General features: G+C 72.6%; 10 protein-coding genes. 3 read left to right on the top strand and 7 right to left on the bottom strand.

Annotated features, from left to right (window positions below; genetic code table 11):
- Nucleotides 1-131 precede the first annotated feature (131 nt).
- On the top strand, nucleotides 132-1,664 hold the full coding sequence (locus tag ACZ6C1_RS25130; protein ID WP_469243387.1) for an FAD-dependent monooxygenase: 1,533 nt from the start codon (nucleotides 132-134) through the stop codon (nucleotides 1,662-1,664).
- Here ACZ6C1_RS25130 and ACZ6C1_RS25135 read toward each other — a convergent pair.
- Together ACZ6C1_RS25135 and ACZ6C1_RS25140 are read right to left on the bottom strand one after the other, a co-directional pair.
- Nucleotides 1,661-2,620 (bottom strand): DNA polymerase Y family protein, encoded by a 960-nt coding sequence (locus ACZ6C1_RS25135; RefSeq protein WP_469243389.1) that lies wholly within the window; start codon nucleotides 2,618-2,620, stop codon nucleotides 1,661-1,663. The genes ACZ6C1_RS25130 and ACZ6C1_RS25135 overlap by 4 nt on opposite strands.
- The gene (locus tag ACZ6C1_RS25140; protein WP_469243391.1) at nucleotides 2,617-6,045 is read right to left on the bottom strand and encodes a DNA polymerase III subunit alpha; all 3,429 of its coding nucleotides are present in this window, start codon (nucleotides 6,043-6,045) and stop codon (nucleotides 2,617-2,619) included. The genes ACZ6C1_RS25135 and ACZ6C1_RS25140 overlap by 4 nt, the downstream gene beginning before the upstream one ends.
- Nucleotides 6,046-6,185: 140 nt before the next feature.
- On the opposite strand from ACZ6C1_RS25140, the gene ACZ6C1_RS25145 reads away from it, so the two are divergent.
- A complete protein-coding gene (locus tag ACZ6C1_RS25145; RefSeq protein ID WP_469243392.1) occupies nucleotides 6,186-7,220 on the top strand; it encodes a DUF3533 domain-containing protein in 1,035 nt (344 codons plus the stop codon).
- A 61-nt stretch (nucleotides 7,221-7,281) separates the two neighbouring features.
- Here the strand turns inward: ACZ6C1_RS25145 and ACZ6C1_RS25150 are convergent, their stop codons facing one another.
- Nucleotides 7,282-8,367, bottom strand: a complete 1,086-nt coding sequence (locus ACZ6C1_RS25150) for a S1 family peptidase (protein WP_469243394.1) — start codon at nucleotides 8,365-8,367, stop codon at nucleotides 7,282-7,284.
- 282 nt (nucleotides 8,368-8,649) lie between these two features.
- Between ACZ6C1_RS25150 and ACZ6C1_RS25155 the strand changes: the two genes are divergently transcribed.
- Nucleotides 8,650-9,519, top strand: a complete 870-nt coding sequence (locus tag ACZ6C1_RS25155) for an alpha/beta fold hydrolase (RefSeq protein WP_469243395.1) — start codon at nucleotides 8,650-8,652, stop codon at nucleotides 9,517-9,519.
- Between the two features lie 15 nt (nucleotides 9,520-9,534).
- Here the strand turns inward: ACZ6C1_RS25155 and fxsT are convergent, their stop codons facing one another.
- The 4 genes from fxsT to fxsA form a co-directional block, all read right to left on the bottom strand.
- Entirely contained in the window at nucleotides 9,535-13,467 is a 3,933-nt protein-coding gene (fxsT, locus tag ACZ6C1_RS25160) for an FxSxx-COOH system tetratricopeptide repeat protein (protein ID WP_469243397.1), read from the bottom strand.
- Entirely contained in the window at nucleotides 13,451-14,815 is a 1,365-nt protein-coding gene (locus tag ACZ6C1_RS25165) for a TIR-like protein FxsC (RefSeq protein ID WP_469243399.1), read from the bottom strand. Before ACZ6C1_RS25165 ends, fxsT begins: the two co-directional genes overlap by 17 nt.
- A 91-nt stretch (nucleotides 14,816-14,906) precedes the next feature.
- Nucleotides 14,907-17,120 carry a radical SAM/SPASM protein FxsBH, inactivated beta-hydroxylase extension form gene (fxsBH, locus tag ACZ6C1_RS25170; protein ID WP_469243400.1) on the bottom strand — a complete coding sequence of 738 codons (2,214 nt, stop codon included), beginning with the start codon at nucleotides 17,118-17,120 and terminating at the stop codon, nucleotides 14,907-14,909.
- 9 nt (nucleotides 17,121-17,129) lie between these two features.
- Nucleotides 17,130-17,294 (bottom strand): FxSxx-COOH cyclophane-containing RiPP peptide, encoded by a 165-nt coding sequence (gene fxsA / locus ACZ6C1_RS25175; RefSeq protein WP_366131532.1) that lies wholly within the window; start codon nucleotides 17,292-17,294, stop codon nucleotides 17,130-17,132.
- Nucleotides 17,295-17,330 lie beyond the last annotated feature (36 nt).

Consider the following 17,330-nt stretch of genomic DNA (forward strand, 5'->3'; position numbering starts at 1 on the left):
TGTGGGCGGATGTTGGCCGCCCCGCGCCGACACCGATCGGTTCAGGGGCATGTTCCGCATATGCCGCATCCTGCGGCAGGTGGCTGTCCGTGCACTCCAGAGCCGTGACCGACGGCAGAAAGCGGTGAGAGATGCCCGCCGACCCCCAGCGCACCGACCCGTACCGAGGAGCAAAGGTGCACGGCGCCGTGGACGTCCTGGTCGTCGGCGCCGGCCCGACCGGGCTCGCCCTCGCTTGTGACCTCGCCCGCCGTGGCGTACGCAGTCACGTCGTCGAGGCGGGCGAGCGGCTCTTCGGCGGCTCGCGCGGCAAGAGCCTTCAGCCACGCACCCAGGAGGCCCTCGACGACCTCGGCGTCATGGAGGAGCTCCGGGCCGCCGGTGGACCGTTCCCGCCCATGCAGACCTGGCGGGAGGGCCGGAGGGACGGCACCTGGCGGCTGCTGGAGCAGGACCCGCAGGCCCCGGCGTCGCGGTACGCGGAGCCGTGGCTGGTCCCCCAGTGGCGTACGCAGGAGATCCTGCGCGACCGGCTCCTGGCCCTGGGCGGGACCGTGGAGTACGGCACCCGGCTCACGTCCCTGCACCAGACGGACCGGCACGTACTGGCCGAGCTGACGGACGCGGGCGGCGCCCGCCGGACACTGACCGTGCCGTACCTGGTCGGGTGCGACGGCGGGCACAGCACGGTGCGCGACTCGCTGAGGATCGCCATGAAGGGCGGGGACGGCGATCTGCACCCGGCCGTGGTGGCGGACGTACGCGTCCGGGACCTGGACCGCGACCACTGGCACATCTGGCTGGACGACCCGGACGCCCGGGGCGTGGGCAGCCTGCAGCTTTGCCCCCTGCCGGGCACCGACCAGTTCCAGCTCAACGCCCGGGCCGACGACGAGGAGCGCGACCTCACGCCGGACGCGGTGCGGCAGTTGATCGCCACCCGCACCCACCTGCCCGCCGACGCCGTCACGGACGTGCTGTGGCACTCGTCCTACCAGCCCCGTACGGCGCTGGCCGAGCGGTTCCGCGACGGCCGGGTCTTCCTCGCCGGCGATGCCGCGCACCCCCACCCGCCCGGCGGCGGGCAGGGTCTGAACCTCAGCGTCCAGGACGCCTACAACCTGGGCTGGAAACTGGGCCAGGTGCTGCGCCACCACGCTCCTGACGCACTGCTGGACAGCTACGAGGACGAGCGCCGCCCCGCCGCCGCCCACGTCCTGGAGCTGAGCTCCCGGCTCTACGAGGTGGGCCGCAGCCCGGAGGGGGGCGGCGAGAAGGCACGTCAACGCGGCCGGCTCACCCACCTGTTGTCGGTCCACTACCGCGACAGCGTCCTGAGCACCGAGGCCCGGGAGCGGCTCGCCCCCACGGCCGTGCAGGCCGGTGACCGCGTCCCCGACCTGCCGTGCGGCACGGAGGAGAACGGCTCACGGCGGCTCCACGAGCTGCTGCGGGGCCCGCACTTCACGCTGCTCGCGGTGGACCGCACCCCGCCCCGGGTCCCGTCGGACGTCGTCACGATCCGGGTACCCGACGGCGAGCCGGCGGAGGAACTCGGCGCGGGACTGTTCCTGGTCCGCCCCGACGGCCACATCGGCCTGGCGACCCAGGACCCCGCCCACCTCGACCGCTACCTGGCGAAGGTCGGGCTCGCCCACGGTTAGGCCGCCAGCGACCCCGGCACGATCGCGCCCGGCCCGAACCTCGCGCGCGCCTTGTCCGCCGCCGCCTCGATCCGCCGCGCCTTGTCGTCGGCCGGGTCGAGGGAGAGCTGGTGCGCGGCCCTGTCGGCGGGCATCAGGCCCTCGGCGCGCAGCCCGACGGCCCGCACCCGGGCGCGCTGGAGCCCGAGCGCCTCGTGCATGGAGTACGCCGTGTCGGCCAGCGCGGCCGTGTGGGCGGTCGGCTCGCGCAGGGTACGGGTGCGGATGGTGGCGGTCCGGTCGGCGTACCGCACGGTCAGCGTCAGCGAGCGGCACACCTGTTTCTCGCCGCGCATCCGCGCGCCCAGCTCTCCGGCGAGCGACAGCAGGGCGCGGCGGTGCCGGTCCCGGTCCAGCTCGTCGCGGTCGAAGGCCCGTTCGGCGGCGACCGACCGGGACGCGGCGTTGGGAACGACCGCCGTACGGTCGATGCCCTGCGCCCGCTCCCACAGCTCGCGGCCCGCCCGCGCGCCCAGGATCCGCTGGAGCACGGCCAGCGGGGCGGCGGCGACGCGCCCGATGGAGTCGAGCCCGTAGGAGCAGAGCGTCCGGGCGGTGGCCGGGCCGACGCCGTACAGGGCGGCGACGGGTTTGTCGCGGAGGAATCCTTCGGCGTCCTCCACCACCAGCGTCGTCCCGGGCACCGCGTCACGCGCCGCCATACGGGCGAGCATCGGGTTGGGGCCGGCCCCGATGGCGCAGTCCACGCCGTACAGGGCGAGTGCCCGGACCCGGATCACGGCGGCCAGTTCGGCGGGGCCGCGCCCGAAGTACCGTACGGCGCCGCGTACGTCGGCGAGCGCGGCGTCGGGCGGGGCCGCCTCGACGACGGGCGTGAACTGGCCGAGCATCCCGACCAGTTGCGGAAGCAGAGCCTCATACATCGGCTCCAGCCGGAATCGTACGTAGAGGATCATCCCGCGCTCCCCTGACTCTGGTGCCACAGCTTCTTCGGTACGGCCGTCCCTTCGCCCGCCGGGCGCAGGTCGGCCCAGGGGTTCATCTCGTAGCCGGTGGGCATCGTGATCCGCCGCCCGCTGTCGGACGGCGAACCCGTCATCGGCTCGGCCAGCCTCGCCGCCACCGCGTCCAGGCCGCCCTCGCGCCGCAGTTCCACCAGTTCGGCGAGGTTCCAGGCGGCCGAGCCGACGACACTGAGGCTGCGCGGGCCGCGCCGCTGCACCACGCCCCGTACGAGCAGCAGCCAGGAGTGGAAGACGGTGTGCGCGCACCGCTCGTGGCTGTCGTCGAAGAAGGCCAGGTCGACCAGGCCCGTCCCGTCGTCGAGGGTGGTGAAGATGACGCGCTTGCCGGAGCGGATCGGCGGGGTCTGGGTGGCCGCCTTGGCGCCCGCGACCAGGACGGTCCGCCCGTGCGGTGCCGCCCGCAGCGCTTGCGCGGAGACCACGCCGAGCTCGGCGAGGAAGGCGTGGTGATCGGTCATCAGGTTGCGTGAGGCGTCCATGGACAGGACGCCCAGCTCGGCGCTGAGCCGTTCGGCGTCGTCGAGGTCCGGCAGGCCGATGGGCGCGGACTTCCGGCCGCCCGCGAGTGGGAGCTGGTCGCCGTACGAGCCGGATCCCCGCTGGATGCGGTGGAGTTCGGCGAGGTGCAGCAGCAGGTCGCGCCGGTTGCCGCCGAACGCGTCGAGCGCGCCGACCTGGGCGAGCCGCTCGGCGACGGGGCGGCTGGGCCGGGCCCGCTCCCAGAAGTCCAGCAGCGAGGCGTACGGCTGTCCGGCCTCGATGCGCGCGGCCTCCGCCTCGCTCATGCCGTGCACATCGGAAAGCGCCAACCGCAGGCCCCACTTCCCCAGGGAACCGGACACCAGTTCGATCCTGTGTGCGACCGCCGACCGGTTCACATCCACCGGAAGCACCGGCACCCCACGCCGCCGTGCGTCCGCCAGCAGCAACCGCTTGGGGTACATACCGGGATCGTGTGTGAGCAAACCGGCATAGAAGGCGGCCGGGTAATGCGCCTTCAGCCACGCCGACTGGTACGTCGGTACGGCGAAGGCCACCGCGTGCGCCTTGCAGAAGCCGTACGACCCGAAGGCCTCGACGATCTCCCACGTCCGGACGACCACGTCGTCCGCGTACCCCTTGGCCTTCGCGTGCCGGGCGAACCAGACCTTGATGCGCCCCTGCGACTCCGGGTCGGACAGACCGCGCCGCACCGCGTCGGCCTCCTCCCTCCCGCAGCCGGTCATGATGTCGATGATCTTGATGATCTGCTCGTGGAAGACGACCACCCCGTACGTCTCCCGCAGCGCGTCCTCCAGGTCGGGGTGCGGGTAGCGCACCGGCGCGCGGCCGTGCCGGGCCTCGATGAACGGCCGCACCATGTCGGCGGCGACCGGGCCGGGCCGGAACAGGGAGATGTCCACGACCAGGTCGTGGAAGGTGGCCGGCTGGAGCCGCCCGACCAGGTCGCGCTGGCCCGGCGACTCGATCTGGAAGCAGCCGAGCGTCTCGGCGGAGCGGATGAGGCCGTACGTGGCCGGGTCGCCCGGCCGCACCCGCTCCGGGTCGTCGATGTCGACGACCTCGCCGCTTGCCCGCTCGATCTCGGCGACCGCGTGCGCCATCGCCGACTGCATGCGCACGCCGAGGACGTCGAGCTTGAGCAGCCCGAGTTCCTCCACGTCGTCCTTGTCGAACTGGGACATCGGGAAGCTCTCGCCGCTGGTCGGCACCACCGGCGTACGGTGCGGCAGCGAGGCGTCCGAGAGCAGCACCCCGCACGGGTGCATGGCGACGCCACGCGGCAGCGCGTCCAGCGCCTCGACCAGTTCCCAGAGCTTGCCGTACTTCTCCCGCTCACCGGCCAGTTCGCGCAGCTCGGGCAGCTCGTCCAGCGCGGCGCGGGCGTCCCGGGCGCGGATGTGCGGGAAGGACTTGGCGATCCGGTCGATGTCGGCCGGGTCCATGGACAGGGCGGCGCCCACGTCCCGTACGGCGTGGCGCACCCGGTACGTCTCGGGCATGGCGACGGCGGCGACCCGCTCGGGGCCGAAGCGGTCGAGGATGGCGCGGTAGACCTCCAGGCGGCGGGCGGACTCCACGTCGATGTCGATGTCGGGCAGCACCGGCCGCCGCACCGACAGGAAGCGCTCCATCAGCAGGCCTTGTTCGACCGGGTCGGCGTGGGCGATGCCGAGGAGGTGGTTGACCAGGGACCCGGCGCCGGAGCCGCGCGCGGCGACCCGGATGCCCATGTCGCGGGTGTCGTCGACGACCTGGGCGACGGTGAGGAAGTACGAGGCGAAGCCGAGCCGTTCGATGGTGCGCAGCTCGTCCTCCAGGCGCGTCCAGTACGCCCGCTTCCGGTCGTGGCCGCGCAGCACCATCCCGGCGGCGCAGCGGGAGCGCAGCACCCGCTCGGCGGTGCGCCGTCCGGCGCCGACCAGGTGCGCCTCGGGGAAGTGGACGGTGCCGATGCCCAGGTCGTCCTCGGGGTCGACCAGGCACGCGGCGGCGGCCTCCTCGGTCATGGCGAGGAGGCGGTGCGCGGTGTCGCGGCGGAACCCGGCGGCCTCGGCGACGCGCTCGGCGGCGGCCGCCATCGCGGCCGGGTCCTTGAGCCAGCGTTCACCGCTGTCCAGGCCCTTGCGGGGGTCGATGGGCACCAGGCGGCGGGCCGCGTCGAGGACGTCGGCGACCGGGCCCTGGCCAGGGTCGGCGTACCGCACGGCGTTGGTGAGCACGGCGCGCACGCCCTGCTCGGCGGCGAAGCCGAGGGTGCGGGCGGCGTGCCGCAGCGAGCCGGGCCCGGTGCCGGTGCGGCCGTGGTGGACGACCTCCAGGCGCAGGGCGTCGCCGTGGGCGTCGCGCCAGGGGGCGAGGAGCCGGGCGGCACGGTCGGGGCGCCCGGCGGTGAGGGCGCGGCCGACGTCGGAGTCGGGCCCGAGGAGCACGGTCACGCCGTCGCCGTGGTTCTCCGGCCAGGGCAGCAGGGGGGAGCCCTCCGCCGCGTGCGCGGCGGTGATCAGCCGGCACAGGGTGGCCCAGCCCTGGCGGGAGCGGGCCAGGAAGACCGCTCGGGGCGCGGACTCGTCGACGAAGGCGCCCCCGCGCACGGGGGTGCGGCGCCGCTCGGTGCGCGAGTCCTCCTCCCGTACCGGCGTGTCGGTCGCGAGGTCGACACCGAAGAGCGGCCGGACGCCCTCCTTGGCGCAGGCCGTGGCGAACCGGACCGCGCCCGCGACGGTGTCGCGGTCGGTCAGGGCGACGGCGCCCATGCCGCGCTCGGCGGCGCGCGCCGCCAGCCGCTCCGGGTGCGAGGCCCCATAGCGCAGGGAGAAGCCCGAAACGGTGTGCAGATGCGTGAACCCTGGCACCCGCACCTCCTGGATCAATCCGGTCTCACCTCCCCCGCTTCCACCATAGACCAGTTTCGAACATTCGTACGACACGAATCGAGTCCGCCATTCGGCCCGCCCCACCTGCGCGAATGAGGCGTCCCCCGGAGCGTGGGGACATGACGCTCGCCGCCGAAGTCAAGAACGCCGTCACGCCCCGGGCCGCGCTGCTGGTCATCGGTGTGCTCGCCCTGCAGCTGCTGTTCATCACCTCCTACGTGGGCGCGCTGCACGACCCGAAGCCCACGGACGTGCCCTTCGGCGTGGTGGCGCCGGGGGCGGCGTCCGCCCAGGCCGCCGACCGGCTGGCGACGCTGCCCGGCGACCCGCTCGACCCACGGGTGCTCGCCGACCCGGAGGAGGCCCGGCGGCAGATCATGGACCGGGAGATCGACGGCGCCCTGATCATCGACCCGAGGGGCACGACCGACACCCTCCTGGTCGCCTCCGGCGGCGGCACCGTCCTCGCCAACACCCTGAACGCGATCATCACGGAGGCCGAGAAACCGCAGCGCCGCACGGTACGGACGGTGGATGTGGCCCCCGCCTCCCCGAAGGACTTCGACGGGCTGTCCGCGTTCTACCTGGCGGTGGGGTGGTGCGTGGGCGGTTACCTGCTCGCCTCGATCCTGGCGATCAGCGCGGGATCCCGGCCGGCCAACCCGCAGCGCGCCATCATCCGGCTCGCCGTCCTGGCGCTCTCCGCGGTCCTCGGCGGACTCGGCGGCGCGGTGATCGTCGGCCCGGTCCTCGGCGCCCTGCCCGGCAGCGTCGCCGCCCTGTGGGGGCTGGGCACCCTGGTGGTGTTCTCGGTCGGCGCGGTCACCCTCGCGCTTCAGGCGCTCTTCGGGATCGTCGGCATCGGCCTGGCGGTCCTGCTGATCGTGATCGCGGGCAATCCGAGCGCGGGCGGCGCCTTCCCCGCCCCGATGCTGCCCGACTTCTGGCGGGCCATCGGCCCCGCCCTGCCACCGGGCGCGGGCACCTGGGCGGCCCGCTCGATCGCCTACTTCAAGGGCAACGCCCTCTCCGGCGCGATGCAGGTCCTCGCCATCTGGGCGATCGTCGGCACCGTGCTCACCCTGGTGCTGTCCGCGGTCCGGAAGCGGACCGACCGGGACGACGACCGGGCGGTCGGCGCGGACGCCGCATGAGCCGGGCCCCGGCCCGCCGGTCGTCCCGGCGGGCCGGGGCCCGTACTCGTGTGTCCGTACGTCAGCCGATCTGCGCTCCGAAGGTGCTGAGTGCCTCCGTGACCGGCTGGAAGAACGTCTCACCGCCCGAGGAGCAGTCACCGCTGCCGCCCGAGGTCAGGCCCACCGCGGCGTCGCCCGAGAAGAGCGAGCCGCCGCTGTCGCCGGGCTCGGCGCAGACGTTGGTCTGGATGAGCCCTTCGACGACCTGCCCGCTGCCGTAGTTCACGGTGGCGTTCAGGCCGGTGACCTCGCCCTCGTGGACCTGGGTGGTCGAGCCGCTGCGGGTCACCTTCATGCCGACGGTCGCGTCGGCCGCCTTGGTGATCGCCTGCGTACCGCCGTTGTAGAGGTTCACCTCGCTCGGGTGCGCGGTGTCACCGGCGTACTTGACCAGCGCGAAGTCGTTGCCGGGGAACTGCGAGTCGACCATGGTGCCGAGCGCCGCCCCGCCCTGGGAGTCCGACCACTCGCTGCCCGACTCGCCGCAGTGACCGGCCGTGATGAAGTGCGGCGCGCCGTCCTTGACCACGTTGAACCCGAGCGAGCAGCGCCCGCCGCCGGAGTGGATGGCGTCACCGCCCGCGAGGAAGGGCCTGAACTCCCCGGCGGTGCGCTTCAGTTCGGCCTTGGAACCGAGCCCCTTCACGACCTGGTTGAGCTTCTCCCAGGAGGCGCCCTTGACCGTGCGGTCGGCCGTGACGACGACCTTGTTGCTCACCGGGTCGACGGCCCAGGACGTGCCGGGTATGGTCGCCCGGCTCTTCAGCGTCTGCCGGGCGCCCGTCAGCTCGGCCAGCGTGTGTTCGACCAGTCTCGCCCTGCCGCCGGCCTCGCGCACGGACTCGGCCGCCGCCTCGTCCACCACGTTGACCACCAGGGCCCTGGACTTGGCGTCGTAGTACGAGCCTGCCGCGTCGCCGCCGAGTGCCGTGTCGAGCGTCGCGGCGAGGGTTCCCGCCGCGGGCGCCGACAGGGTCTTCACGGTGAACCGGGGCGCTTCCTCGCTGGCGTTCGCAGTCTGGAAGGTGACTCCCGCTCCGAGCAGAGCGACAACGGCTCCACCGGCGATCGCCGCACGCCTTTTGGGTATGCGTCGGTGCTTCACAACGTCGACCTCTCCTGTGGGGGGCCGCGTCCGGGCACGTGGGGGCGCCCTGACACGGAGGATGGTCAGCCCACTATCGCGATACCAACCGGTAGCACACAAGGCCGACTTCAGGACGCGCACGCGACCTTCACTCCGCGCCCCCGCCGCTCCCACTACTCCCGTCACGGCCGGCCGGTTCCGTTTGCGAATACCCGCCATGTCCCGACAGGCGACAAAGGCACCCCGCACAGGCACCCTGATGGGTAATCATCGACGGACACGGTGAAGGAGGCGGGGGGCTTGCGACGTCGGGTGCGCGCGGCGGACGGCCGGCATCTGATGGTGGAACGTCTGGGGGACCCGCAGGGCCGTCCGGTCTTCCTGCTGCACGGCACGCCCGGCAGCAGACTGGGACCGGCCCCGCGGGGCATGGTGCTCTACCAGCGCGGCATGCAACTCATCGCGTACGACCGCCCCGGCTACGGCGGTTCGGACCGTCTGGCGGGGCGCAGCGTAGCCGACGTGGCCTCGGACGTGGCGGACATCGCGGACGCGCTCGCGCTGGAGCGGTTCGCGGTGGTGGGCCGCTCCGGCGGCGCCCCGCACGCGCTGGCCTGCGCGGCCCTGCTGCCGCACCGGGTGACCCGGACCGCCGCGCTGGTGACGCTGGCGCCCAGGGACGCGGACGGGCTGGACTGGTTCGAGGGCATGGCCGCCTCGAACGTCACGGAGTACACCCACGCGACCCTCGACCCCGAGGGCGTCGCCGCCCGCCTCACCCCCCGTGCCGACGCGATCCGCAAGGACCCGGTCCGGCTCCTGGACGACCTGCGCCGGGAGCTGACCGCCTCGGACCGGATGGTCGTCTCGGACGCGGGTGTGCGGTCCATGCTGCTGCGCAACTACCAGGAGGCGCTGCGTACCTCCGCGTACGGCTGGATCGACGACGCGCTGGCCTTCTGCAGCCCCTGGGGCTTCGACCCGGCCGACATCCCGGGCGAGGTGCTGTTGTGGCACGGCGAGCAGGACGTCTTCTCACCGGTCGGCCACTCGCGCTGGCTCGCCGAGCGCATCCCGGGCGCGACGGCCGTCCTGGAACCGGCCGCCGCGCACTTCGACGCCCTGCACGCCCTGCCCCGCGTCCTGACCTGGCTGCTGGACACCGCGTGACACCCGCCGGTGCCGTCACACCGCGAGCGGCTCCAGGTCCCGGTGCACCCGGCGCTCGTCGCGCGCCAGCCGGGTGAGCGCGTGGTCGTCGCCCAGTTGCCGGGCGAGTTCGTCACCGGTCTCCGTGCGCAGCTGGGCCGCCTCGTCCTTGCGGCCCAGCGCGCCGAGTGTGACCGCCAGGTTGGAGGCGACGCCCAGCACCTCCGGGTGGTGACCGCCCAGGACCTCGCGCAGCGCCCGCACGGTGCGCTGCTCGATCCGCAGCGCCTCGTCCAGTTCGCCCAGGTCCGCCTTGGCGTTGGCGATGTTCACGGCGCAGAACAGGGCGTGCGGGTGCCGTTCGCCCAGCACCTCCCGCATGACCCTGAGGGCGGCCTGGAGCAGCTGCTCGGCGGTCTCCGGCGCACCGCAGCCCCACTGGTAGATGCCCAGGTTGTTGAGGGCGGCCAGGGTGTAGGGGTGCCGCTCCCCCGGCACCTCCCGGTACTGGTCGACGACCTCCTGCGCCAGGTCGCGGGCCGCCACCGGCTCCCCGGCCGCGTACAGGTCGGCGGCGAGGTTCAGGTCGCAGGCCAGCGAGTCGGGGTGCGCGTAGGTGTACTTGGCGCGGTACCGGTTGCGGGTGGCCGTGGTGAGCCGCCGCGCGTCCTCGAGCCTGCCCGCCCTCCGCAGGGACACGGCGAGGCTCTTGCCCGCGGCGAGGGTGCCGGGGAAGGCCCGGCCGAGGGTCTCCTTGTAGTTGTCGTACGTGCGCGAGAGCAGGGCCACCGAGTCCTCGTACCGTCCGACCTCGCGCAGGTCACGGGCGAGCGAGGTGGCCGAGGACAGGGTGTACGGGTGCTCGGGCCCGAGCACTTCGGTGCGCCGGTCGAAGACCTCCTGGTCGATCTCGCGGGCCCGGGAGTACTGGCCGACCATGCGGAGGTTGAGCGCGAGGTTGTTCGCGGCGGCCAGGGTGCGCGGGTGGGAGTCGTGGAAGATCTGGCTGAAACCCTCGTGCGCCTCGGTGGCCAGCTCCATCGCCCTGCCGTACTGGCCGAGCGCGCCGAGGTCCATGGCGAGGCTGGAGGTCGTCATGTACGTGTGCGGGTGGGACCGGCCGAGGACCGCGCGCTGCCGCTCCAGGGTGACCTCGTCCAGCTCTCTGGCCTCCACGTAACGCCCCTGGGAGCGGAGGATGTTGGAGAGGTGGAAGCGCAGGTAGAGGTACTGGAGGTCGTCGTTGCCGAGCATCTCGCGCCAGGCGTCGCGCAGGTCCTCGGCGAGTGCGCCGGCGGTCTGCCAGTCGCCGCGCTTCCAGAGGTAGCGGACGCGGTCGATGAGCAGCCGGCGGGTCTCGGGCTCCTTGCAGTACCGGGCCTCCGAGGTGCCCAGGTGCGGCCAGATGGTGGCGAACCGGGGCCAGGTCTCGGGGTTGTCGATGGGCTCGTCGTCGTCCGGCCTCGCTCCGGCGAGGATCCGGTGGACGGCGTGCCGGGCGTCGCGCTGCTCCTCCTCGGACAGCTGGGCCCGGATCACGGCCTGCACCAGCCGGTGCACCTGGATGGAGTTGGACACCTGGTCGACCTTGGCCAGGGCGAAGCGTCCGATCTCCCGGATCACCCGGCCCAGCACCAGCTTCTCCTGGAGGGAGGCGTCGTACGGCTTGAGTGCCTCGATCATCTCCTTGCTGTAGAGGAGGTTGGCGTGGATCGGCTCGGGCGCGAAGAACGCGCACAGCTGGAGCAGCCGCACGGCGGCCGGTGAGCGTTCCTTGAGCCGTTCGATGGAGACGTTCCAGGTGGCGGCGACCGGCTCGGGGTAGCCGGCCGGCTGGTTGAGCGACAGGGTGCGCGCGGCGGCCTCCTGGAGCTGTTCCAGGTAGGCGGCGACGGGGGTGGCGGTCTCCGCGATCCAGGCCGCCGCCTGTTCGACGGCGAGCGGCAGGTCGCCGACCGCCTCGGCGACCTTGTCGGCGTCCTCCGCGCTCAGGCCCTTGGCGCGGCGCTGGAGGTGCTCGACGGACTCCTCGCGCAGGAACACGTCGACCGGCAGCGCGTCGCCGTACTGCGACCAGGTCTGGTTCCTGGAGGTGACCAGGATGTGCCCGCCGGTGGGGAAGAAGCGCTTCAGCGCGTCGGGGTCGTCGGCGTTGTCGAAGACGAGGAGCCAGCGGTTGGTCGGCACGCCGCGCCGCAGCAGGTCGATGGCCTCCTGGGAGGCGGCGGCCATGTCGTCGCCTCCTTGCGCGCCGAGGCGGACGGCGAGCTCGGCGAGCCCGGCGATCACGTCGTCGGTCTGCTCGGCGGACATCCACCACACCAGGTCGTAGTCGGCCATGAAGCGGTGGACGTACTCCAGGGCGACCTGTGTCTTGCCGACGCCGCCGAGCCCGTACAGGGTCTGCGGCTGGGGCAGGACGACGGCCATCCCGCCGCCGAGCTGGTCGCGCATCCGCTCCAGGACCATGGACCGGCCGGTGAAGCCGGGGTTGCGGGGCGGTGCGTTCCAGATCTTCGGTACGGTCCCGGGGAAGCGCGGCCCGGGCGGCACGCCCTCGTTGAGCTTGACCGGCCGGTCCAGGGCGCGCAGCAGCGCGGCCGTGGCGTTCACCTCGTCGAGCCGGAACAGGTCGACGGGGTTGCGGTCGATGTACGGGGTGGTCAGCCGGACGTCTCCGACGCGCACCGGCAGCAGGTGCCGCCGCCCGCCGCCCGGGTCCTCGGCGGCGGCCCGCTCCCACACCTCCACGGCGCGGGCCGACTTCAGGTACGCGCTGGACAGCAGGACGACCGTGCGGGCGGCGTTCTCGGCGGCGTGCAGGGCGTCGCCGCCGGTGGTCGCCGGGTCGGCGGAGACGTCGCGCGGGACGACGCGGAAGCCGGCGCGGGTGAGGACGGACTCGATCCAGTCGGCCCACATGCGGTTCTCGGCGACGTACGACAGGAACAGGTCGGCGGGCAGGGCGGGGCGGCGCCGGGTGAAGGCGTCGCGGATCCGCAGCCGCACCTCCTCGTTCACCGTCGGCATGGCGGTGACCTCGCCGTCGGTGACGACGGCGGTCAGCCGTTCGAAGGCCGACAGCAGCGAGTTGGCGATCCCGGCGTCGTCGCCGAAGGTCGCGAGGGTCTCCTCGTACGCGTAGTAGGGCCGGTACGGGATCTCCACGGCCCCCCAGTAGGCAGCGAGTTCCTCGCCGGTCATTCCGCTGGGGAAGCCGTCGAACTTCAGCCGTGCGAGGGCCCGGCCGGCGTCGGCCTTCTCCTTCTCGCCCTCGTCGATGCGCATCGGTACGGGGAAGATCCGGATGCCCCGGCCTCCGTACCGTTCGTCGATCTGGCGGGCGACGGCGGCGGCGCCGTCCATGGACTGGTCGCTGAGGGTGAAGCAGTCGACGAGCGCGTCGGGCAGGTGGACCGTACAGATGTCGGCGATGTCGCTGAGGCCGGTGCGGCTGTCGATGAGGACGTAGTCGTAGTTGGCCTTCATGTCGTCGCGCAGCGCGTCGAAGAAGTGCCCGCCGCCGAGCCGGTCGTAGAAGTTGTCCCAGTCGAAGGTGGAGACGGTCGCGGAGTACTCGCGGTTCTGCTTGCCGGCGGAGACGAAGTCGAGGGTGCCGCCGTCGGGGAACTCCCAGCCGAGCGCCTCGGGAGTGAGGGAGACGGCGTGCGGCTGGATGCGCGCGTAGTCGCGGTGCCAGTCGTCGGGTCGCTGGACAGGACTGGTGGCGGCCCAGGCGTACTCGGTGATCAGGTCGATGACGCCGGTGGTGGCGCCGAGGGTGGACGGGTCGAGGAAGGGGTGGAAGAAGCGGTGCAGGCCGGGTGCCTCCAGGTCCCAGTCGACGGCCAGGACCCGTTTGCCGTTCGCGGCGAGAATCCAGGCCGTGTTGGCCAGGGCCATCGTCCGTCCCGTACCACCCTTGTAGGAGTAGAAGGTGACGATGCGTCCGTCACGACTGGCTGTCATCCAGGTCCTCCGCATCGGGCGCGATCTCGTGCGTCTCGGGAATGAAGTGCGTGGTGCCCAGTTCGTTGGCCATCGGGCCGCGCAGCCGGGGCCGCTCGGTGTGCCGGCCGCCCGCGGGCGGGTAGACGGCGGCGTGCCGCAGGTACTGCTGGGCGGCCGCTTCCACCACCTGGGGCAGGATCTGGCCGAACGCCTCCATGCTCGGTACGCCTCTGGCGGCGGCGCGGCTCGCGGCGCGGCCCTGGCCCATCTTGATGGGCATGGTCTCTTCGAGTGTCCGGTTCAGCTCCGCGTCGGCGGCCCTGGTCTGGTGGTCCATCTGGTTGCGGGGGACGACGACGCTCACCCAGGGGCGGTGTTCCGCGTCGAAGGCGGCGAGCCGTTCGCGGCGCTCGTCGTCCTTCAGGGCCCAGCGGTCGAGGAGCAGGATCTCGGGGCGGCTGGGGGGCTGCTTGGCGTCGGGCGGGCCGGCGTCGTGGTCGAACGAGGTGACGGTCGCCTGGTAGTTGAGCGAGCGGACCAGGTCCTCGGTGACGTAGGCGAGCGGCCGGGCGGCGTCGGGGTGGTACGGGTTCCAGTCCTGCGGCATGTCGCCGTAGTACTCGGGGTCGCGGCCCTCGGGCAGTTCGTGGCGGGTGGGGGCGGCGACGGTGACCTGGAGGGGCCTCGGGCCGCGGCCGGGGGCGCCGAAGGCGCTGGGTGCGGCGCGGTAGTCGACCGGTCTGCCGGGGCTGATGGCCGCGGTGTCGGCGACGGAGACGATGCGTTTGGCGAGTTCGTAGACGGCCCGTTCGTACTCCTCGGCGAATATCCGGAGCTTGATCAGACCGTAGAGCCCGTCGGTGACGTACCGGTCGCCGAAGTCGCGGTGGTTGAACTGCAACCGTTCGGCGGGGCCGGGGAGTTGCTCGGGCGGGACCGGTACCCACAGGGCGGGCACGATCGCTTCGGCGGGTTTGTTGTGTTTGGCGTGGTGGTAGATCGCCCGGGTGGCGAAGGCGTACCACTCCTTGCCGCACATCTCGCTGGCGAAGTAGCGGGGCGAGAAGAGGGGGACGAAGACCCGGCAGGTGGCCAGGACTTCTCCCAGCCTTTCCGACCAGCCCTCGCCGGATCGTATCTCCCGGTCCATGAACCCCGCGGGGGCTCCGGCGGGGAGATCCGTCATGGCCATCACATGGCCGCACAGATCGCGGAAGAGCCGCTCCACCCACATGTCGGGATCGGGGCCACCGGCTCCGTACCTCGGCGTGTGCGCATAACTCAGGAAGAAGTACGGCCGATGGTTCGCCGCTCGCGCTTGCGGTGACGCCTGCACACGACCCCCGTCCTCTGTGATCACTCGCATCCGGGATGAGAAGGATACGAGCTGATTAATCATTCCGGAGCAGGCTTTGCTCCACCCCCACGACGTTCAGTCATTCAACGCCGCTTTTCGGTCATCCCCGCGACAGCATGACGGACCGTTCCCTTGATCGGCACAGTTCCTTGCGTACTCCCGCGACCAGGAGTTTGCCGCTCACGGTGAGTTCGGCGGCGTTTTCCAGCAGGTCGAGCGCCCTTTCGACATGATCGGCACACCCTTCCTCGTACGCCGCGAGACCGGCCCGCTCGTACGCCCCGGCGAGCAGGACGGAGACTGGCACCGGCGCGTCCTGCCAGGGCGCGGGGTGGGTCCAGGCGCCGTCCAGCGCGTAGAGGTCCGCGACGTCGAGCAGCGCCCGCAGCTTGGCCCGCCGGAAACCGCGCAGGAGGGCCCGCGCCAGTTCGTGTTCGTCACCGCCGAGCGGCAGGCCGAGCGCCCCGTACCCGTGCCGCCCCACGGACGGTTCCGACCCGGTGACCGGTGTCAGGGTGGTCAGGCACGCGGCGGCCTCCTCGGCCGCTTCCGGTGCCACGTTCCTGAGCAGCGCCCAGGCGCTCTCCAGCCGCCCGTCCCACTCGGCGGCCTCACCAGGCGTGAGCCGGCCGGCGGCGGGCACCGCGAAACGGTCCCGGTACGGGTCGAGGTCGTCGAGCGCCGCGCCGTGCGTCCCCCGCCGCACCGGCCGCCATCCGGGGCCCTCCTCCCCGAGCCGTGCCACGCGCAGCTCCGCGCCCCCGGCCGCCCGCACCAGGAACCCGTCGCCAGCCGGCCGCACCTCCACCGGACCGGCGGCGTCGACCGTGCCGAGCGTCGGCAGGTGCAGCGCGCCGCCCCGGTGGGCGATCCGGACCGGGACGTCGACCCGACCACGTACGGCGGCGGCGGCCACGTACCGGGCGAGCTCCTCCGCCGGGCCGGTCGCCCCGGGGCGCCCTTCGCGCAGGGCGTCCAGGCAGTCGAGCAGCCAGGTGCGCGTGTAGGGGTGGGCGAGCACCTCGTCGAGCCCGTCGGAGCACCCTTCGACGGCGCCGGCCAGCTCCCAGGCCTCGGCCCACCCCTCGCCGCCGCGCCCGTCGAGCTCGCTGTGGAGTTCGGCGAGGAGGACACGGGTCAGGTCGTGCTGTTCGGCGACGAGCGTGCCGGTGTCCGTCACGGCGGGCGCCGCGGTGGCGGCCGCGGTCCGGTCCTCGATTCCCCGGACGAGCGCTTCGAGGTCGGCGCAGTAGACGGACGGGTTGTCGAAGTGGCTGTCGGCCCGGTAGCGGTGGGTGTAGAGGCCGCCGCCGCAGGAGCGGACGACGGGGCATTGCCGGCAGGTCTCGCTGACGCCGTCGAGGCCGAGCTGGCGGACCCGGACGCCGGGGTGGGCGGCGACGTCGTCGAAGGAGTGCCGGTAGACGTCGAACCCGGTGGCGGCGGCGCCTTCGTAGGCGCTCTTGAGCGAGTCGACCTGTTCGAGGGTGCCGTCGGTCTCGACGACCACCAGGTCGGTGGGGGCGAGGCCCAGGGACTCGGTGAGGCTGGGGCCGCCGTTCAGGGTGGACAGCACGGACTCGAAGAGCCGTACGGGGACGGGCCTGCCCCGGTCGTTCCACCGGTCGAAGACGGTGAGGAGCCACTCGGCGTACGCGGTGGGCGAGCCGTCCGGGCGCGGCGGGGGCTGTTCCCAGGTGGCGTGCGGCAGCAGGAAGTCGATGCGCGGGGGCGCGAGCGCGGTGAGCGCGTCGTACACGGCGACCGGGTCGTTGGCCACGTCGATGGTGCACAGCAGGCCGAGGTCGAGGTGGCGGTAGCGCTCCTGGTGCAGGAGGTCGACGGCCTTCAGTACGAGGGGGTGGCTGCTGCGGCCGTCGGCGAACCGGCGGTGGCGGTCGTTGGCCGTCCTGTCGCCGTCGAGGGAGATGCCCACCTTCACGCCGTACTCGTCGAACAGATCGAGGTAGCGGGGGCTGAGCTGGAGGCCGTTGGTGTGGATCCGCAGGTCCAGGTCGGTGACCGGGGCGAGGGTGGTGGTCAGTTCCTCGCAGACGCGCCGGAGGCGCGCGGGCCCTGCCAGCAGAGGCTCCCCTCCGTGCAGGATCACTGACACGGAGGGCAGGGCATGTTTCTTGGCATGCTCGGCCAGTCGCAGAGCTGTCCAGGAAATGGCCTGGTCAGAGATTGCCTTGGGGCGGGTACGCCAGCTCTGATCAGCGTGTTCGTAGATATAGCAGTGGTCACACGCAAGATCACACCTGCTGTGGACCTTCAGAACGATCTCGCGGAATGGGACCAGGGGTCCAGTCATTCCGCCAGTTTAGAGCGCGGAGTTGAACGTCGAGACGCGCTCGGTACGGTCGGTCACCGAGGGCAGAACGCGGCTGAGCTTCTTGGCGGCTGCCGCACCTCGCACGTCGATCTCGGCGAGAGGCACACGGTTCTTCTTCGCGACCGCGAAGGTTACTGAGGTCTGAAAGCTCACGACGGCCGTCCTAGGGGAGTGGGTCGGTTGGGGATA

Source organism: Streptomyces sp. NPDC041796, assembly GCF_055590785.1.

Coding starts and splice junctions, on each gene's coding strand:
- ACZ6C1_RS25130 (WP_469243387.1), top strand. CDS start 132: ATGCCCGCCGACCCCCAGCGCACCGACCCGTACCGAGGAGCAAAGGTG.
- ACZ6C1_RS25135 (WP_469243389.1), bottom strand. CDS start 2,620: ATGATCCTCTACGTACGATTCCGGCTGGAGCCGATGTATGAGGCTCTG.
- ACZ6C1_RS25145 (WP_469243392.1), top strand. CDS start 6,186: ATGACGCTCGCCGCCGAAGTCAAGAACGCCGTCACGCCCCGGGCCGCG.
- fxsT (WP_469243397.1), bottom strand. CDS start 13,467: ATGACAGCCAGTCGTGACGGACGCATCGTCACCTTCTACTCCTACAAG.
- ACZ6C1_RS25165 (WP_469243399.1), bottom strand. CDS start 14,815: ATGCGAGTGATCACAGAGGACGGGGGTCGTGTGCAGGCGTCACCGCAA.
- fxsBH (WP_469243400.1), bottom strand. CDS start 17,120: ATGACTGGACCCCTGGTCCCATTCCGCGAGATCGTTCTGAAGGTCCAC.